Origin of the sequence: Oceanobacillus sp. MO10714A (assembly GCF_037072045.1) — a bacterium.
GTDB classification, from domain to species: domain Bacteria; phylum Bacillota; class Bacilli; order Bacillales; family Amphibacillaceae; genus Oceanobacillus; species Oceanobacillus indicireducens.
Map to the genome: position 1 here is coordinate 39,735 of NZ_JAXHDC010000014.1, position 19,535 is coordinate 59,269.

Consider the following 19,535-nt stretch of genomic DNA (forward strand, 5'->3'; position numbering starts at 1 on the left):
AATTATGTATTCATTGTAATGCATTCCACCTATCCCCTGCAATAAACGCAGGTCGGTTGAGGATATATTAGGTATATAAAATTTGAGTGAAAGTGTTAGTGGGATTGCATAATGGAGAGCGAGAGATTTTTGATTTTTGAGAGGTATATATGAAGATACAACCGTTGAATGTGTATGATCTGTTTTTTTCCCTTCGTTTGGTTCTTAGTGTTATAAACGTTTGGAGAGCGTCGCAGGTGGCTGACCTCATAACTTTATTTATTGAAAGGCATTACAAATCAAGGTATACTGCCATTAACTATAGGCAAAGACAACTTTTCATTTCTATTTTACCGCGTCACAAATAAAATTAAGGAGCGATGTTAATGGATATGACATTGTATAATAAAAAACATTCCTACGCCGATTATGTTTTAGAAAAGGAAGAAACCTATGAAGTTATTGCTGGCGAGATTCTCAATATGTCCCCTCCTTCTCCTACACCAAAACATCAAGATGTCGTTGCTGAATTGACTGCTGAATTCAAAATGTTTCTTCGTGGAAAAGAATGCATTGCTTTTTCAGCACCAATGGACGTTTGCCTATTTGCCACCGAAACAACAAAAAAAGAAAATATTTTCGATTGGGTGCAGCCCGATTTATTTGTTATATGTGATCAAAAGAAAATAAAAGATACGAACATTGTCGGCGCTCCCGATTTTGTAATTGAAGTGTTATCCCCATCAACAGCCCGTATTGATCGCTGGATTAAATTCAACAGTTATGAGAAGGCCGGTGTAAAAGAATACTGGATTGTTGACCCGGCTAATATGTTTGTTGAAGTTTATGAACTGCGGGATACATCCTTTCATCAAGCGGGGATCTATGAACAAGGGGAGAGCATAACAGTGGGAATTTTTCCTGAGTTGAAAATAGATTTGAAAAATATTTTTAAGGAAAGGGTTTAGGACGGTGGATCAGGTTACTTGTCCAATTGGGACTAATACAATTTTATAATAATAGTTGCTAACGACATTAGAAGAAAATAGCAACGTTAATCAGTGTATAACCACTTTCAAAACAGAAATGTAATGCCCATTCATTTTAAAATACTATTTATTGAAAGGCATTTCAAAACAAGGAAACTAACCTTAAGAAAGACATATAATAAGAAAAGCTCAGGTGCGTCTACACCCTAGCAGTTGCAACTACATGCCGTAAGATATACAGTGACCTATTTTAAATTGCGAATAAGTAACCGCCTTATCCTTTATCTGTGGAGGGCGGTTACTTATTTTTATTGATGACAATAATCAATTCACTGTAATACATTGCATCCAACTTTGCAAAAGTAAATTTTGTATTTGCTATCACTTTAATTTTTACCCATCTTTTATAGTTTTACTTTAATAACATCTTTGTTTATAATGAATTTAAAATATAGGGGGGAGAGAGAAACCGATGGATATGTATAAATTTACGGATGAAATGAGTGCAAGTATTGTAAAGGGAATCATGGGAGGATATAAAAGTTACTTAAATGAGCACATTCAGAAGAAAAAAGAACTTATTATCAGCAGTGCATATGCATGGGTTCAAGGAAATCATATTGACCACTATGTAGCAATGGAGACAAAAAACTTAGGCATCAACTATATCCCCTCAAAAGCAGGTTATTCATGGGGATATTTACAATTTCAAAATATTAACGATAAAGTGCTCTTTTTAATTAAAAACGGGGCTGCAATCAAAAGGAATGTGACCAAAAAAAGAACTAATCGGGAGGACAACTACCTCGAACAAATGGCAAGAAAATTCAATGGAAAAATCAATTTTTCCAGCAAACCGACTGTTAGTGAGCAATTAGATTTGTTTAGATTATATGATCAAATTCAAGTTGTTCCCGACTTGATTGAAAGTGAAATAGAAGAACTAGAAGACCAAATTGACCGTTTTTATGTTGTTACCTATACACTTGATGAACAAAAAATGATTTCCGATATTTCCTTATGCCTCCCCCATCCAGATACTTTTAAATTGCACCGAGTTGATTCATTGACGAGATTTATTGATATAATCGATATAGAATTTACGGATGAAGATTTTGCAGGAGTTAGGGATGATAAAGAAATTGATACACAAATAACTATTGGTGATTATGATATAGTAGTTGAAGACAAAGATAAAGCTAGTGACATAGAATAATAAAGGAGGAATGCAACATGTTTGTTGGTGATTCCTTAACCAACATTCGATTACTCCGCGGACTATCGAGAAAACAACTAGCTGAAGAGTTAGATCTAACAGAACAGTCCATCTGGCAGTATGAAAATGGGTATATCTCCCCCAGTTTACAAGTCATTAATAAAATGAGGACATATTTCAACGTCCAGCCAAAGTATTTTTATTCAAATATTAACCTTTCTAATGAAATAAATGAACAACAAATCGCATATCGCTCAGGCCTACGTAATAGCAGGCAGAAAACAAAATCGGAAACGGTTTATTTGGAATTTCTTAATTATGTAACGAATTATTTAACTTCTATTATTACGTTTCCACCAAATCAAATAAAGGCAATAAAAGACTATGCCGTTAACTACAAAAGTAAAAACGCTGGTTATTTAGAAATGGATGAAATAATCGAGCATATCGCTTCATACGCGAGGAACTCAATAGGGTTGAGCAACCGGCACAATGAAGATCTTCTATTTTTAATTGAAAAGAGTGGAGCCTTTATTTTCGAAAAGTCATTCGGGGATACTGTTGACGCATGCAGCACCTGGTCAAGCGGCGATATTCCTTATATTATCCTTGGCAATATTAAAAAAACTGCGGTAAGACGAAACTTCGATTTAGCACATGAATTAGGACATTTGCTCTTACATTACAAAATGGACATCACTGATTTAAACAATAAAGAATATAGCACAATCGAAAAAGAAGCAAATACGTTTGCAAGACACTTTCTTTTACCAAAAGAAGAGTTCCTGAGCGATTTAAAAACAGTGAGTAAAATTTCTAATCCCGATGCCTACAGCGTTCTCAAGAAAAAGTGGAAAGTTTCAATCGCCGCTATGGCTTACCACGCTTACTCCCTTAATCAGATGACCTATCAACAATACAGATACTTTAATGCTTCATTGAACCGGAAGAATTATAAGCTGATGGAACCTCTTGATGATGAAATTGTTATAATGAAACCCGGTAAAATCAGAAGTTCGTTCGAAGCTATATTTGAAAAGGACGTACGGTCGGTGGAGGATGTATTGGGTTATTTAAAATTCGAGCTGAAGTCGTTAGCTAGTTTGCTTGATGTGGAGCAAGAGTTTTTTGAAAAGTATATGATAAAAGCGGAACATCCGAAAGTGTATGATTTTGTTGTGCAGGAGAATGGAATACTGTAAGGCTCCGATAGATGTTCTTCTATATTTGATATTCTCAATTGTGTACAACCTAATTTATTCATAATTCGCAATTGAAGGAAAAAGATTGTACAGAAGTTGAATTTAGAAAAACCCCTAAAGAGAAAAAAGGAAATTCAGAAAGATGTAAGCCGAGGGGCAAGGTGTAAAGACTTCTATCTCCGCTTTATATTTTGGTAAAGTTAGCATACCCGCCGTTGTAAATGTAAAATAATCATGAATGGAAAGTCTTGAATTGGTGTTTAATACTGAAGGACTAGCTAACCAAACTCCTAAGCATAAGAAATAACCGCCTTATCCATTGATTCGGAAAGGCGGTTATTCTTACTTTTATTGATAAAATTTCATTAGCAAGCAAGTCCTGCCAACCCTTCATATCAATCACAACTGAATATGACCTATTCGAACTTTAATAAAATCCCTGTCTTATCATCCCTCTGTTTAAAACGCGGATACATCTCGCAATCCGCATCCCATTCCTCTCGTCTTTCAACCGCTGCTACCAATGAATGAAGCCCGTGTTCAAAAACTAGCTTAGCAGTTTCCATCCATATATCCGTCTCAGTTCCATCTGTAGGTAAAAGCAATCCGTCGCTTACAAGCAGAAGATCTGTAACTTGATGAAGCGGCAGTCTGCCATAGGAAATATATTCAAGCGCTTCTTCACTGCCGTCGATGATACCGTAACCCTCGTTTGTATTAAGTTTTTCTTTATTACTGAGTAAAATAGCATTTACAGATTGTTGGATTTCTTGCTGGCTGATTGGTGGATCTTCCTCCCGAAGGCGAACCATCTCTTTAATGGCTAAATCATCAAAGTAATGGATTCCATCGTAGGTCACACTTCGAATTTCGCCAGTTTTATATCTAAGAAACATCATACAGTCAGCAGCATGCACATATTCAAGATTTTTTCTTTCTGGATGAATTTTTACTGCAGCAATTCCTGCTGTACTTCGCTGACTTTTAGGTATTTCCGTGATAACAGGGCTTGCCAGTTTTCCGATATTTGTTTCATAATAATCAACCATTTTGGTACCAAGTCTCTCATTAGCTTGTTGAATAGATTGGTAGAGACTGCTGCTTTCGGTCATTTTTGACAGACCCTCTTGTAAGGTCTGAGAAGCGAGATAGCCCGGTGCGCCAAACAGACCAGTAGCCCCGTCAATAGCCGCAAATACTTGTGCAGCTTCATTTACTACACAAGTATCCTCGTTAATTTGGCTGTCTCCTTTTTTATATACTTTTTGTATTTTCATTTTAATTTCCTTTCTGTAAGAGGCGGGTTTTTTCTTGTGTTTGTATGCGTTGTTAATTATTTAAAAATAGTCTTGTAATCACCTTTATTATAACTCAACTTTCAGTCTGAAACAGCATAAAAAACGAGCTGCCACTTTCAAATAAAGTGGTGGCTCGTTTTTATCTTGTGATCAGGCCATTAACCGTGCAATCTAAATCAGCCGTTAGTCCGTCGGTCGAGAGAGACGGCGTACGCTTCATGACGGAAATTCAGGAATGGGTCGCCGGAAAGCTCAATTCCAGAACTTACAACGGTGGGATCAAACAATAGACTCTCTGGTGTTCCAGTCTGTTTGCTGATTACGGAAAGCCGTCCGATTGAAATTTTCGTCCTTGCTTCTGGCCAAGACTTCGAAGGATCATCAATTGGATCCCCCTCCTCACCCAGCTGAATGATCAAATCAAATGAGATGGGGCCTCTTGTCAGTCGATCATCCAGTTCTTCCATCAAGTAATCATGGGATGTCTCCTTAGCTTCTCTGCTGGTGAGTGTATGCTTATCGAGTATCGGATGCCACTCGTACCGGATTGGCTGCTTCTTTCCTTCTTTATTTACAAAGTAGAAAGCGTGCAGCGGATAATAGGACAGTTCCGAAAAACTGGCAGGCGGATGATCTTTAAGTTCCTTCACTTTCAGCAGAGCTTCCTTACTGTCTGGGTAGCGAGTAAGCAGATTTTTAAGTGCAATCCCTTTGTCTACTATTCCAATGCCCGTTTTATCATCGGTCAGTATTTTAATCATTTCGATAAAATCTTCCGGACTCTCAGCAGGGAAGAGTGGAATCGATACACCGATCAAATCATTGTGCCCGCCATCCGGCAAGTTGAATTTAACGGCCATCCCTTTTACTGGGGACAGAATGTCGGCTGCCGTCGGATTCGTGGAGCTGTTTGAAAAACGGACAGTTGCGGACACTTCTTCTTTCTGTAGATGGGGTGCCGTCGTATAGGGCACGGCATTTCCATTCGGTACAAACTTCGCGTCATACACTTGTCCTTTTGCATGCGCCCGGCGAGCCGAAGGGAATGTACCCGCTATTTTTTCAAGCGTATCGATGGCATCTTCGGTTAATGGTTTCTGTTTGTGATTAGTCATGGGGATCTCCTCTTTTATATACTTTAGCTGTCAAGGTGGTCTTAATAACCCTGCACGGCATCAATCAGGTCGTTGAAGGCTTTCAAACTGCGTTCGCCGCGCCAAATGTCACGTACAGTAGAGTTAGGGTACGCACAATACCAGCCAGTAGCAGTCACTTGATGCTTGGCAATAAAGTCTTTGATTGTCGGATCATTGATTCCCGGATAATCTACAACTTCCGAAAAGAAATGGTCGAGTAGCTCCGGAATCTTCGTGCCGAAATCGTCAATATAAGCATCCCAGTCACCATCATAGGCGGTCGCGAACAACAACCGCTTGTCATCATCAAAAATCACCCAGCGCATGTCATGAACAGTTGCTATTCGGGCCATAACTTCCATTTGGTCCGGATTATTTGAAAGTTTTTTTCGCAGACGTTCAGCACCGCCTTCTTTCAAAGGAGCGATGACGGTCAGTTCTGAGACTTTACCCAGTCGCAAGCCGACCCGACCTGCAGTTTCCATCTCAATTGCTTGATTTTGTTTGTTCTCGTTGTTTTCATTTGTCATTGTTGTTAACCTCCGAAATAATAAATTATTTTTCACCCAACTCAGAAATCCATTTTAATGCAGAAATACTGGGAATAAAGAAATATGATCCTCCTTTTGTTACAGAGAAAGCAGGAATTCCGTGCATTCTTTTACGGAATGGCTCCTCCGGGATGGTATACATACCTTCACCGGCTTTGTTGCCTGTAATAGGGTCTTCTTCAGACAGTTCAATGAAATTGCCGTCATTCAGCCAGGTTGATTTGATGAATTCATATTGGCGGGAGAGCGAGGTGCAAATCCCTGCAAAGATTAGTCCTCTATCTTCCCCATCGTCTGCAAGCTCACCTTCAGGAAGGGGCGGACCATACATGGTAGAGCGCCGGAGCAGACGATGAATATTTACATCTGCAATTGAGTCCTCCAGGCTATCCCGCGGATTAGCTCTTCTAACATGGGAGCTCAAAGGGCATTTGAGCCCTTTCGGATCGTCTTTGTACAGGAAATCATTCCGTACATTCTCGTCCAGTGCAAGTTTTGGATCGTCCTTATCCGGTGACAAGGAAAGAGGAGTTCCGCTTGGCCACCTGCCGACCATTTTTGCCGCAAGTAATTCACGCTCTTCATCAGTTTCTCCTTTTTCGTGCAAGTACGAGCGAAAGGCCGCGACCCGCAAATGAATTTTCCGCAGCGCCATATAACTGCCATTATTCCCAAGTATGTTCGGAGTCGGACCCTCCTCGATATTCCCTTTTTCATTTTCTTTTCCGATGATGAATTCTCCCGCCTTGAGAGGGGTCTCACCTTTTAATGGCGGATGCAGCTCATTTCCTTCAATTGCCGGGTTGCTGATCCCCTCCGTAAACCCCATATGGGACAGCCCATTTTCCGGTGAACTGACGCTAAGTTCGTACAGCAGCGTAATTCCATCCAACTCATCGTATACCTTTCTCGCACGGTCCAGAGCTTCCTTCAACCGCTCCTCATCGGGTGAGAAAATAGCAATCGCTAAATGCAACCGTTCTTCTTCAAAATAATCTTCCCAGTTTTCGGGTGCACTTTCGTTGTAATCTCCCAGCTTTTCAGCTCGTGAAGACATGCCTTCCCTGAATTCAGCCGGAAAACTTTCCAAAGACTCTTTTGGAACACCGAGCTTTTCCAGACCTTTATAGGTCAAGGCACCATTAACCCAAGCCCCATCCGATGGTTTTTCCCAACGATTGGCAGAGGTGATTTCAGGAAGGAGTTTTTTTAGAACACTACGTCCGCTCTTTGGATCATCTATTTGTAAGAGTAAATACATACCAACATACTTTTCAGGGCGCTCCTGCAGTAGGATTCCTTGTATGTCATCATAGTCAAGACTCGCCATAGATCTTCTCCTCGTCGTTAATTTAGCGCGATAAAGCCTACTTTTTCGCTATGTCTTAAGTATGCCCCTGAATGCCCTTGAATATTTATTTTAAAACAAAAGAAAGAGTGAGTGGTCTGTATCAAAAGATAGGAGTTCTTAGTGTAATTTATTTCAAAAAAACATAATTGAAGTGTTCTCCCAATCAACTGTCCGTATTGATCGCTGGAATAAATTCAACAGTTATGAGAAAGTGGGAGTAAAAGAATACTGAATTGTTGACCGCTAATATGTTTGTTGAAGTTTATGAACTGTGGGATACATCAAGCAGGGATTTATGAGCAGAAGGAGAGCGTAACTACTGGAATTTTTCCTAAGCTGAACATAGATTTGAAGAATATTTTTAAGGAAAGGGTTTAGGACGGTGGATCAGGTTCCTTGACCAATTACGAACTAATGTAATTTTGTATAATAGTTGCTAACGACATTACAAAAAAATACCAAAGTTAATTAGTGTATAACCTCATTCGAAACAGAAATGTAATGCCCTTTCATTTTAAAATACTATTTATTTATTGAAAGACATTTCAAAACAAGGTATACTAATCTTAAGAAAGACATATAATAATAAAAGCTCAGGTGCGTCAACACCCGATCTATTGCAACTACATGCCGTAAGATTTACGGTGACCTATTAATCAAGTGAATAAGTAACCGCCTTATCCTATGGCTCGGGAGGGCGGTTACTTATTTTTTATTGGTGACAATAATCGCAATTATCGCTACGATTGTTCCTAACGATACTACAATGAAACTTCCAAAATCAATTAATAATTTAATTAATTCTAGATATGTCACCATCTTACCACCTCCCTTCTCAGGGAAATGGTCACCGCCCATCCTACTTATGTAGTTGCTAGGTTAATATTACCATTTTTCATCTGAAACCGCTATCATATTTTGCTGCTGCTTTATAATATTGACGGAATGATTATTACTATAAGAGTTTCGAATAATTAGGCACTGTCAACACGCACTTTGATATATTAGGCTAAAAAAGTAAGTACTCTGCCACATTATCGTATTAGAGCATCCATGGACTCCAGAGCCCCATTAAAAAGCTTTCACTTAACTTTTTAATCTTAAATTTCATTTACAGAATAGATTTTTAATAGTCCTTGGTTAATAAACTTCTTAAATTAGTATTTGCTAAAACAATAAGATATGGTAAACCTCTCTTTATTATACCAAACCTTTTATTGCCATATGCATTGTGGACTTCTTCCAATAAATCTTGTAGTATGCCCCAATCCTCATCAGAAAATTGATAGCCTTGTAATGGAACTCCAACCACTTCGAATGAATATTTATTCTTAAAGTAATTTTTAATTTTCTTACTTTCAATAAGAAAATTAATTTCCTCTATTTCTATATCAAAACCATTATCAATCAAAATACAGATATCATAAATAAAATCTTGAAGTAATACTCGTTTTATGTCCATTCCTATCTCCTTAATTAATAAAATTGAGACCCCAGCCAAAGCCAGAGTCTCTCAATTCTAGAATTACTGTAATAATTGTAAAACACCTTGTGGTTGTTGGTTGGCTTGCTTCGCCGCTATGCCTTTCGATCATAGAATAGACTATATCTTCACCCTTATATTCATAAGGGGCTGGGCACTTCGAATGATTGATTGCAATCACTCTACGAATCTCATTGCCATAAGATTTAACCATTAGGCAGTGCATTCTAGTCGTTGAACCTTCGCCGGGTTTTCACCTTAGGCGCTTGGCTGCTGATTATCCATTGTTTCATTGTTTTGTTTTTCAAACCTTCACGTCTGCCGTTTCCAGCTACGTTGTGGTACAAAACACTTTAGGAAGTTCCAGCAATTCACCCAGTGGTACTCTAATCCGTTACCAGATTAGACGCCCTTCTCAACAATTACTGTAAGAGTTGTAATACTCCTTGAGGCATTTGTTGAGATTGAGCTAACATAGATTGTGCCGCTTGTGAAAGGATGTTGTTCTTAGTGAACTCCATCATTTCTTTCGCCATATCAACGTCACGGATACGTGATTCTGCAGCAGTTAAGTTTTCTGCTGATGTACCTAGGTTGTTAATAGTATGTTGAAGTCGGTTTTGTACTGCACCGAGTTTAGAACGTTCTGCAGAAACTGTATCAATTGCAGATTGGATTGTTGTAATTGCACCATCTGCGCTTTTTTGATCAGTGATGTTTATACCTACTGTAACTGTAGCACCATCTACCAAAGAATCCTCTTCTGATGCTAATACTAGTCGACCAGCATCATTATAGTAACCTGCTTCATCTCCTTTGATTGTACCAGTTTCACCATCCGTAAGTGCTGAATCTGCTGCTAGAACTAATTCGCCATCTTTATAATATCCGGCTACAGTATGATTAGCTGGGTCTTCATCCGAAGTGTCTGCTGCTTGCCAAGTGGCTGTGAAACCATCACCATCAGTAATCGTATGAACATCATCGTCGCCAGGATTTTCCCCAGGAGTTGTTACTGCCGTGTATTTAACATCATCAGTTGCTACTTTATAAGTTAAATCATCTTTTTTATAAGTCTCAGCAACATTTAATTTTGTACCACTCATATCGTTAATTGAAACTTTCAAGTTCTGTCCTTCATTTGCACCAACATGGAAAGTAACATTTTGCAAGCTTCCGTCTAGTAAAGTTTTCGTGTTGAACTCTGTATCATTTGAAATATCATTTAAAGCATTTGCAAGTTGGTCAATTTCTTTTTGTAGTTCGCCACGATCGGCTTCGTTATTTGTATCGTTTGAAGCTTGATTCGCAAGTTCACGCATTCTTTGAAGAATTGCATGTGTTTCGTTGAGTGCACCTTCTGCTGTTTGGATTAGAGAAATCAAATTTGTTATCGTAGTGGCTGTTTATCCGCTACTTCTTTATGTTTCCATAAAGTTCAGACCATATCTTCATCCCTTTAAGGATGCCCCGCGCTCGTGGGTGGGTTATTGGTATGGTTCCTCACCACCTGGTCGTTACACCTTCCCAACTACTTATTACCAATTCATTAGGCTTGGCTCGGTATTGCCCACCATCCTTCATATGGTTTGGGGTTCCACCGAATTCACGGAGTTATCAACTAAACATTGCTGCTTAGTGCGGCATTTCTCGTTTACCGTCTTGGGCGTTTTTAGTCGCCATTTCTAATCCACGAATCTGCCCACGCATTTTCTCAGAGATTGCTAGACCTGCAGCGTCATCTCCGGCTTTGTTGATTTTCAGACCTGAAGAAAGTTTCTCCAAAGATCCTTGTACTGCGTTCTGGTTAGTTCCTAATTGGCGATGTGCATTAAGAGCTGAAATATTGTGATTGATAATCATGTTCAATCTACCTCCATGTATTTTGTTTTCTAGCAAGCCACATCCATGTGATCTTGCTGATCTATAATAATTCCACGTCCTGTGGAATTACTACCTATTTGATTAGAACACTCAGAAACGATTCACAGCCGAAATTTCCTCCTATTTACAGGATGAATGGCCATAGCTATGTATCTTTCCCGCTGTTCTATTATTTATATCGGCAGGACTTTCGAATTGTTTAATACTTTTTCAGTAAAATTTTTTCTACAAAAAACAGATCACAACAGCAACATTTGCATTGCAATCATGAGCTGCTTTTCAATTTTCTTACCACCCATAAGATGTTAGGTCTTCGATTTGACTGATAAAGTCCATTAAGACCGCATCAGCAAGCAGGAAACAGATAAAGCTGATTAATAGAACCGTTGCGAGACTAAAGTATATTTTTTGTCCATTTGGGTTGACCTCGGAAGCTTTCTGATAAACATATAAGACAGGAACATATGAAAATATCATTACTAGTGAAATAACGAGCGTAAAGAATGTTAATTGATAAGAACCAATCAGTCCACCGAGCACGGCGACTAAATTTAATGCAACGAACGGAACATAGATCGAGCCATACTCGGCGATAATTTTTTTAAATGAGTCCTGATTTTTCGCGAGTTTCGTCATTGCAAGAGCACTTCCGAACGTAATCGCAATTAATATAAGCGCAAAGAAAAAGAGCCTTGGGACAATTCTGAAGAATGGAAGTGATTCGCTCATCCAGCTCCCACCAAATGATTTAAATAAGGAGTTCCCAAGAAAATAAATGCTCAATGAGAAAAATAAGGCATATAGACCGATGTTGATCAAGCTGTTCGTTAATTGCTTTTCACCGGATTGAAATGCCCGTGCCGGGTTTTTTAATAAATGTAAAAAATAAGACCAGTAATGATTTAACCCTTCTTTAACCGCATCTGCTGTTGGTTGTGCATTTCCTTCTATCGTTGCCGCGGCTGGATTCGACTTTGCTGTTGTTTGTTGCTCTACTTGTGCATTCCCTTCCGTAGTATTCGCTTGGGACGGCTCCTCCCCTCTTCTAGATTGCTGATTCGAGTTATCAACATCGTTTTGTGACTGCATCGCTGCGCCACATACACCGCAGAACTTCCCAGCCTCCTGCTGATGGTTACAACTTGGACAGACTAACATTGTACATTCTCCTTTATAATATTAACTATTCCTTTCGTACACTTGCCTTGATGATTTTATGTAAAGGAAAGTAGTTTTATAACCCTAGAAAAGAAACATATAAGTCTTTTAGACTATCTCAATTGATTATAGCAAAGTTCTTTCTAATTTAAAGCATTTTTTTAATAAAAATAGCTCCGAACCTTGTATATAAAATGAACCCTAGATAATAGACACTAATAAAAAACAGTCAGTCGCCCTCTATTATCTAGGATCTATTTTAGTTTTCTCGGAGCTGTTTTTTCACGTATAGATTGCCGTTTTAATTCAGACAAATCTCTTCAAACTGGAATAAATTTGCCGGTTCAAGCTGGAAATCATCCTTCTTCCAAACGTTTTCCAGATAAACGATAGCAATGCTAGACTGCCTACTATCTTTTACACTTTCTTCAACTGCAATAACACTCTCAAATAACTCTGCAACCCACTTCGCAATATCCTTCGCATAATAAGTCTTCAACTCATAAGCCATCTTCCTAATCTCCGCTACCCGCTTCTCAAACTGTCTTATCTCTTCCATTAATAAGTCCACCCAATCACGCACTAAATCCATTTCCCGAGATGCCTTAATATCCCAAAGTCTCTCCCGCATCTCCTCGACAAATACTCGCTCAACCTCATATTTCTCCATCAACCGTAACACTTCAAGCCCCAAAATATTTGCCGTCCCTTCCCAAACTGTTAAGACTTGGGAATCCCGTAGCAATCTCGGTGTCACAAAATCCTCAATGTAACCATTCCCGCCATGCATCTCAATCGCTTCATGGGCAAAGTGAACAGCCTGCTCCGCCGTTTCCTTTTTCATAACCGCCACATATAACCGGAATAATGTTTTTTCCCTATCCGTTGCTGTATGTTTCGTATCCTTCCCCATAACCTTATCCATTAGCTCAATTATATGGAACATCGCATTCATCTCTACTTCCTGCTTGGCAACCATTTTACTAAGTGTCGCTTGTATCATCGGATATTCGATGAGCCTTTTACCAAATGCCGATCGCTGCTTAGCATAATTACGAGCTTCCAAATAAGCACGGCGCATAATTCCCAGTGAAGCAACTGCATTCGAAACACGAGACAAATTCAGTGCTTCTATCATATAATAAAATCCTTTTGTTTCTTCCCCAACAAGATAACCAACTGCGTGTTCAAATTCAACTTCGGCAGACGGCACCGCCCGAACACCGAGCTTGTCTTTCAACCTGCGAATTCGCAAGTTTCCTGCAGCCCGATTTTCTTCCCAGGGCACAAGGAACAAACTTAATCCCTTCGTTCCCTTCTCGGCCCCGTCAATACGGGCTAATACCATTGCAACACCGCAAGCGCCGGCATTACTTGCAAAATACTTTTCACCACTTATCCGGTAACTATCCCCTTCCTTCACAGCAGATACTTCATTCGCACCGACATCCGAACCACCCTGCCTTTCTGTAAGCAATGTCGCACCTTCATATAACTCAACATCCCCCGTTGAAAGAACATGCGGCAAATACTTTTCCCTTAGTTCATCGGATGCATAATGGTCAATCAAATAAGCTGTTGCTTTTGTCAGCGTCACGGGACAGGCAAGACCAGGTTCTGTGTGGGATAGCAAATATTTCTGCGCATAAGAATAAACGTAATTCCCTTTCTGCCCAAAGGCTGGAATTTCCTTATGAACGTAACCGACAATACCTGTATTGTATGTCTCTTTCACTGATTGCTTATATCCCTCGTTCAACCAGACACGCGACACTTCATTCCCCATCTGGTCGTAGCGAATGAGCTTGGGCTCTCCTTCTCTATCCGTGTGAATCGCTCTCTCATCAATCGGTCCCGCGCAGAGCTCTCCGTATTTTTCCAATTCTTCATCCGCCCACTGAAAAAAGTCATCAGAGAGAGAATTCTGTAACAGTCGCCGGAGATTTGGGTCACCTTTATAAAAATTTTCTTTGTTTACTTTTTTCTTTATATCCAACACATTCAATCCTCCTCGTATAGTATATTTAAGAACAAAATTTGCTCTTTGATAACTAAATAAATGCATCACTTTCAAAGTAATTATTAGTTCTTTTTCACCAAGAAAATGTGGTAATAAATTACTCAATACCTTTGGCTTGGATACTGGGGGATATCCCTGGATAATAGAAATTGGAATGGATCCAACTGGGAATATGCTGTATTCTCCTGTAGTTCGACTACGATGAAAGACTGTGACCCAGACAATGGTTGTACTGCAAACACACAAGCTGTATCGGCGCATTTCTATACCAATGTTAGTGGACATTGGGGCAGCTTTTAGAGATGCACCTTTTGAATACTCATACGCGAGGCTGTTGCCACACCATTGATTCTAGGGATATCCCGCAGTATCCAAGCTTATTCCAAAATCAAATGAAAGGAGGTCCTTTCCGTGAATTTATTTGTAGGTATTGATGTAAGCTCTAAAAAACTCGATGTATGTTTTCTGGATAGTGAAGACACACGTTTAAAAGAAACAACTTTTCCAAACGATATCCATGGAGCGAACCAGATTAAAGAAAACATCTTAGCTTATAATGGGCAATTCCATTACGAAAAAATTATTGTCGGCATGGAATCCACATCTGTGTATAGCTTTCACCCTGCGCATCTCTTAGATAACGATGCGGATTTAAAACAGATTGGGGTGGAAGTGGTTGTTCAAAATCCAAAGGCAATCCATCGGTTTAAAGGCTTATTTGAAGAAGATAAACCAACCGATAAGATCGATGCGTTTCGGATTGCCGATTTTCTTCGGTTTGGACGCTATAATAAAACGATTATCAAGGAAGAAAAGTATGTTGCCCTTCAGCGTCTAACACGTTCTCGTTATCAAGTCATTCAACAATTGACCGAGTGTAAGCAGCATTTCCTTGAAAATCTCTATTATAAGTGCAATACATTGACCAATGAAGTAGATACTTCTGTTTTTGGTTCGACCATGATGGAGTTGTTTGCCGAATCCTTATCCTTGGATGATATCGCTCATATGGAGCTGGAAGAGCTGGCTGAATTCCTCCAAGAGAGAGGAAAAGGTCGCTTTCGTCAGCCGGATAAAGTAGCGAAATCCATCCAAAAGGCGATTCGTGACTCCTATCGTTTAGGCAAAGTTGTACAGGACTCGATTGACATTGTATTGGCCACCTATGCCAAACTGATTCAAACACTGAAAAAACAGGTCAAAGAGTTAGACAAAGGGATCGAATCCCTATTTGACGTTATTCCAGAAGGACAATGTTTGAAAAGTATACCGGGTATTGGTTCGGTTTACGCGGCAGGTATTATCGCTGAAATCGGTCAAATTGATCGATTTGAAACACAAGCGCAGATAGCCAAATACGCCGGTCTATTCTGGAAAAAATCGCAATCAGGTGACTACGAATCGGAACGAACACCACGAGTCATGTCGGGAAATCAGTATCTTCGTTATTACTTAGTTGAAGCTGCCAACTCGGTCCAACGAAATGAACCCGTTTATCGTGAATTTTATTTAAAGAAGTATAAAGAAGTTCCGAAATTCCAACACAAAAGAGCCCTTGTCATGACTGCAAGAAAATTAGTGCGTTTGGTGGATGTGCTACTACGCAATCACCAACTCTACACGCCAAAAAGGAGCGTGTAACTCAAAAGCAAATAACTGCTTTTGAATCCTTTTAATCAACCCGAACGACCGTTCCTATATCGGCGTGGGTTTAGTTCAGTGCGCCTTTTTTTCCTTTGAAAGTCCATGATCAGCTTTATTTTTTATGGATTTTCTCTTGACTTATTACCACAAGTCTTGCTGTAACTTTGCTCTTACTCTGTAACCTGCTTCCTTAACTGCTGTTTCTGTAGCTTACCGGTCGCATTCCGCGGAAGCTCTTCTAATGCTTCATAGAGTTTTGGAATCTTGTAATCTGCAATTTTACCTTGCAAAAATTTCTTGCATTCTTCTTTTAGATTTTCTACTTTTCCATCAATCACGACATAAGCCTTCACCGTTTCACCCCAGTCCGGGTTCGGAGTACCGATCACGGCAACATCCGAGATAAGTGGGTGTGTGAGAAGAAGATTTTCGATTTCTTTCGGATAAATATTTACACCACCAGAGATGATAATGTCTTTCTTCCTGTCAATCATCCAATAGAAGCCATCCTTATCTTGTCGCGCCATGTCGCCAGTATAGAGCCAGCCGTCTTTCAGCACAGCCTTCGTTTCTTCCTCATTTTTATAGTATCCTTTCATATTTCCTTCACCACGCAGGATAATTTCACCAACCTCACCGGGTACCGTGTCTTTACCATTTTCATCAACCAGACGGATTTCACAATTAAGCGCCGCGCGATTTCCGATACTTCCGGCCTTTTCCTCATGATCATCGAAGCCTAGTAACGTCCCATTTGGTCCAGCTTCTGTTAACCCATACACGCAGATTAATCGGTCGGTAGCAAATTGATTTTTTATAAGTATGACTTCTTCCTTGGAAAGCGGCGCAGCTCCATAGATCCAATATTTCATAGAGGAAAGGTCATAGTTTTCAATTTCTGGATGTTTACAGGTTGTTAGATAAGCAATCGGTGCTCCGAAAAAATGGGTCGTTTTTTCTCGGGAAACTGTTCCAAGCAACAAATCCGGTGTAAAGGTTGGTACAACAACATGAGTTGCTCCAACATAAAGACCTGCTACCATGAATAGATGCAGTGGTGCAGAGTGGCTAAGTGGCATCATATGAAGTATACGGCTTTCTGGCTTTAACTCCATTTCTACACAAATCGTAACTGCGACCGTAAGGATACTGCGGTACGTGAAAAGGACACCTTTCGGATTGCCGGTTGTTCCGGATGTATAAAGGATGGAAGCATCATCATCTTCTGTGAGACTGCATTTGATTTCTGTAGTTGAACCGCTCGCTAGCAGGTCTTCCAAGGAAAGCCAAGCCCTTTCCGCAGATCCAGTTTTGATGAACTTAATCTCTGAAGATTGTTCTGGTAAATGACGGACTTGCTCGAATATAAGCTCATGGGTGATAAATACGGAAGCATCGCTGTCGTCTAAAATATACATGACTTCTTGTCCAATCAACCTTGCATTAATCGGAACACTGAGAGCTCCAATGCGCTGAACGGCAACATAAGCAATCAGAAACTCTTTCGTATTTGGCATTTGCAAGGCAACTTTATCACCTTTTTTAACACCCAAATCTTCGAGACTATGAGCGAACCGATTAACAGCTTCATTCCATTCACTGTAAGTGACCCTTTCTGAGGGCGTTACAATTCCTTCATGATTCGGATACTTCCTTGACATAACGGCTAACAGGTTAGGGATATTCATTTTTTTCACGCTCCAACTCATTTAATTTAGTTTGAAACTCCTCAAGCAACTGCTCCATCTCTGAACGTATTCGCAGTAATTCCTCTATCCGTTCGGTCACCTCCTCGATCTTTCCCTTCCCATATTCGATTGTCCGCTCGAGTTGCTTTCTGCCTGTCCGATCGAGGTCAAACAGCTGGATCATTTCACGAATCTCATCTAACTGGAAACCATATCGTTTTCCCCGGAAGATGAGCTTCAGCCTACCTCTCTCTTTGCTAGAAAATATCCGCTGTCCAGCTTCTGTTCTTTCTGGTTTTAATAGACCGAGCTCTTCATAGTAACGAATTGCTCTAGTCGTTATACCAAACTCTTCAGCCAGCTCTGCAATCGAATAGGTCTTTGCTGTCTTCATAGCCATCACCTTTAATTTAATTTTCTTACAATTATAGTGTAACATTGACGTTAACGTAAAGAGCAAGAAGGAATTTCGGGACAGAGGGTCAGAGCATTTGTCCCATTTTGAGAATGCGGGTGCCTGGAACTTATGGGAATAAAAAAACCTAAAGCAGATAAAAATATTGCAATCCATCCGCTCTAGCTCTCACCTGAAAACAGAATTGCAACAATAAAATCCTATTCATCAGAAAATATCCCGTCGTCATTCGAAAAAATTCGTCACTTGGATAGCATACCTTCCTTTTAATTATATGTTCATCCTACTTCTAAACTAACTCGAGAACGCGCACTTTTTATTTCGTTTTCATTCGTTAATAATCATGAAATAAAAAATGATTAGAACTAATGGGACAGATAGGCAGCAACTGTCCCACTTTCAACATTTTTCAATGAAGTCCACGAATTGGAATCCCAATTCTTGACTTTTAAATCCCCAGTAAATATATTTGATTTATATACTCAACAAATGAAGGACTCCAGAAAGCATTTTAGTAGTGTATTTTATAATTAATCATTAATATATACTGATGGGATTTTTTTAACGCAGTATTCGATTTAGAGGTGGTGATTGCTTGGCTTTTATAAAACGTTCGTTCCTGCAAATTGTTCCGACACTATTTATTCTAACGTTGATTGTCTTTGGACTTGTTTATGTTGCGGGTGATCCGGTCGTCAGCATGCTTCCGGAAAATGCAACACAGGAAGACCGTGCCGTACTAGAAGAAGCGCTTGGATTAAATGAACCTTTTTACGTGCAGTATGTAAATTACATAAAGGATTTAGTAACAGGGAATTTCGGTCAGTCGCTACAATACCAAGAGCCGGCACTGGACCTTGTGGTGGAACGGCTTCCGGCAACACTCGCCCTCTCCCTGATGGCTTTAGGTGTTGCAATTGTGATATCGATTCCCCTTGGTATTTTTGCTGCATTAAAACGAAATACGGTGCTTGACTTTCTCATTTCCGGCGTTTCGATCGTTGGAAAGGCGATGCCGAATTATTGGATTGGGATTATGCTCATTCTCTTCTTTGCGGTTATTATCCCGATTTTCCCAGTTTCCGGTGCGGAATCACCGATTCATTTCGTCTTGCCGGCGGTGACGCTTGGGGTTGCACTTGCAGCTGAAATTACGCGACTAATTCGCGGTAGTGTACTCGAAGTAATTGAACAAGATTTTGTCCAGACGGCCCGTAGTAAAGGGCAAAAAGAAATAATCGTCATTTTACGTCATGTATTTTTAAATTCGCTTATACCTGCTGTTACTATTATTGGATTACAATTTCCTCAACTAATTGGCGGGGCTATTGTTGTGGAAACTGTCTTTTCCTGGCCTGGTGTAGGGAGATTATTACTCTCTTCCATTGAAACGGGTGATATGGCGGTAGTTCAAGCGATTGTCTTTATCATTGCCTTAATTACGATTGTGGCTAATTTATTAACCGATGCCGTTTATCGAATCCTCGATCCGCGGATTAAATACAAGTAGTTTGGAGTGAG

15 protein-coding genes and 1 pseudogene are annotated in these 19,535 nt (G+C 39.8%); 5 read left to right on the forward strand and 11 right to left on the reverse strand.

The features are described 5' to 3' along the window. The first annotated feature begins 365 nt into the window (after positions 1 to 365). From SPD53_RS09720 to SPD53_RS09730, 3 genes are all read left to right on the forward strand, one after another. The gene (locus SPD53_RS09720) at positions 366 to 947 is read left to right on the forward strand and encodes a Uma2 family endonuclease (RefSeq protein ID WP_336252421.1); all 582 of its coding nucleotides are present in this window, start codon (positions 366 to 368) and stop codon (positions 945 to 947) included. A 493-nt stretch (positions 948 to 1,440) separates the two neighbouring features. Next, entirely contained in the window at positions 1,441 to 2,184 is a 744-nt protein-coding gene (locus tag SPD53_RS09725; protein ID WP_336252422.1) for a spr1630 family ClpXP-sensitive toxin, read from the forward strand. Positions 2,185 to 2,201: 17 nt separating this feature from the next. Then, positions 2,202 to 3,386 (forward strand): spr1629 family repressor/antitoxin, encoded by a 1,185-nt coding sequence (locus tag SPD53_RS09730; RefSeq protein WP_336252423.1) that lies wholly within the window; start codon positions 2,202 to 2,204, stop codon positions 3,384 to 3,386. 416 nt (positions 3,387 to 3,802) lie between these two features. Here SPD53_RS09730 and SPD53_RS09735 read toward each other — a convergent pair whose 3' ends face one another. The 9 genes and pseudogenes from SPD53_RS09735 to SPD53_RS09775 form a co-directional block, all read right to left on the reverse strand. Beyond that, positions 3,803 to 4,663 (reverse strand): hypothetical protein, encoded by an 861-nt coding sequence (locus SPD53_RS09735; RefSeq protein ID WP_336252424.1) that lies wholly within the window; start codon positions 4,661 to 4,663, stop codon positions 3,803 to 3,805. A gap of 197 nt (positions 4,664 to 4,860) precedes the next feature. After that, on the reverse strand, positions 4,861 to 5,799 hold the full coding sequence (locus SPD53_RS09740; protein ID WP_336252425.1) for a catalase family peroxidase: 939 nt from the start codon (positions 5,797 to 5,799) through the stop codon (positions 4,861 to 4,863). Between the two features lie 41 nt (positions 5,800 to 5,840). Further along, positions 5,841 to 6,350: a hypothetical protein gene (locus SPD53_RS09745; protein WP_156857565.1), complete on the reverse strand. Its 510-nt coding sequence runs from the start codon at positions 6,348 to 6,350 to the stop codon at positions 5,841 to 5,843. A 25-nt stretch (positions 6,351 to 6,375) separates the two neighbouring features. Then, a complete protein-coding gene (locus SPD53_RS09750) occupies positions 6,376 to 7,701 on the reverse strand; it encodes a Dyp-type peroxidase (protein ID WP_336252426.1) in 1,326 nt (441 codons plus the stop codon). Positions 7,702 to 8,848: 1,147 nt separating this feature from the next. After that, positions 8,849 to 9,184: a hypothetical protein gene (locus tag SPD53_RS09755; protein WP_336252427.1), complete on the reverse strand. Its 336-nt coding sequence runs from the start codon at positions 9,182 to 9,184 to the stop codon at positions 8,849 to 8,851. 443 nt (positions 9,185 to 9,627) lie between these two features. Next, positions 9,628 to 10,587: pseudogene (locus tag SPD53_RS09760) on the reverse strand (flagellin); the annotation flags it as partial. Between the two features lie 253 nt (positions 10,588 to 10,840). Beyond that, entirely contained in the window at positions 10,841 to 11,068 is a 228-nt protein-coding gene (locus tag SPD53_RS09765) for a flagellin N-terminal helical domain-containing protein (protein WP_442946189.1), read from the reverse strand. 309 nt (positions 11,069 to 11,377) lie between these two features. Continuing rightward, complete coding sequence (locus tag SPD53_RS09770) at positions 11,378 to 12,247, reverse strand: Yip1 family protein (RefSeq protein WP_336252429.1); 870 nt, start codon at positions 12,245 to 12,247, stop codon at positions 11,378 to 11,380. 301 nt (positions 12,248 to 12,548) lie between these two features. After that, a complete protein-coding gene (locus tag SPD53_RS09775) occupies positions 12,549 to 14,252 on the reverse strand; it encodes an acyl-CoA dehydrogenase family protein (protein WP_442946190.1) in 1,704 nt (567 codons plus the stop codon). A gap of 426 nt (positions 14,253 to 14,678) precedes the next feature. Here SPD53_RS09775 and SPD53_RS09780 point away from each other — a divergent pair, with 426 nt between their 5' ends. Beyond that, positions 14,679 to 15,908: an IS110 family transposase gene (locus tag SPD53_RS09780; protein WP_336252431.1), complete on the forward strand. Its 1,230-nt coding sequence runs from the start codon at positions 14,679 to 14,681 to the stop codon at positions 15,906 to 15,908. Between the two features lie 173 nt (positions 15,909 to 16,081). On the opposite strand, the gene SPD53_RS09785 is transcribed toward SPD53_RS09780, so the two are convergent. Continuing rightward, on the reverse strand, positions 16,082 to 17,599 hold the full coding sequence (locus SPD53_RS09785) for a class I adenylate-forming enzyme family protein (RefSeq protein ID WP_336252432.1): 1,518 nt from the start codon (positions 17,597 to 17,599) through the stop codon (positions 16,082 to 16,084). Beyond that, complete coding sequence (locus tag SPD53_RS09790) at positions 17,586 to 17,993, reverse strand: MerR family transcriptional regulator (protein WP_442946191.1); 408 nt, start codon at positions 17,991 to 17,993, stop codon at positions 17,586 to 17,588. Before SPD53_RS09790 ends, SPD53_RS09785 begins: the two co-directional genes overlap by 14 nt. 616 nt (positions 17,994 to 18,609) lie before the next feature. On the opposite strand from SPD53_RS09790, the gene SPD53_RS09795 reads away from it, so the two are divergent. Then, positions 18,610 to 19,524: an ABC transporter permease gene (locus SPD53_RS09795; protein ID WP_336252433.1), complete on the forward strand. Its 915-nt coding sequence runs from the start codon at positions 18,610 to 18,612 to the stop codon at positions 19,522 to 19,524. Positions 19,525 to 19,535 lie beyond the last annotated feature (11 nt).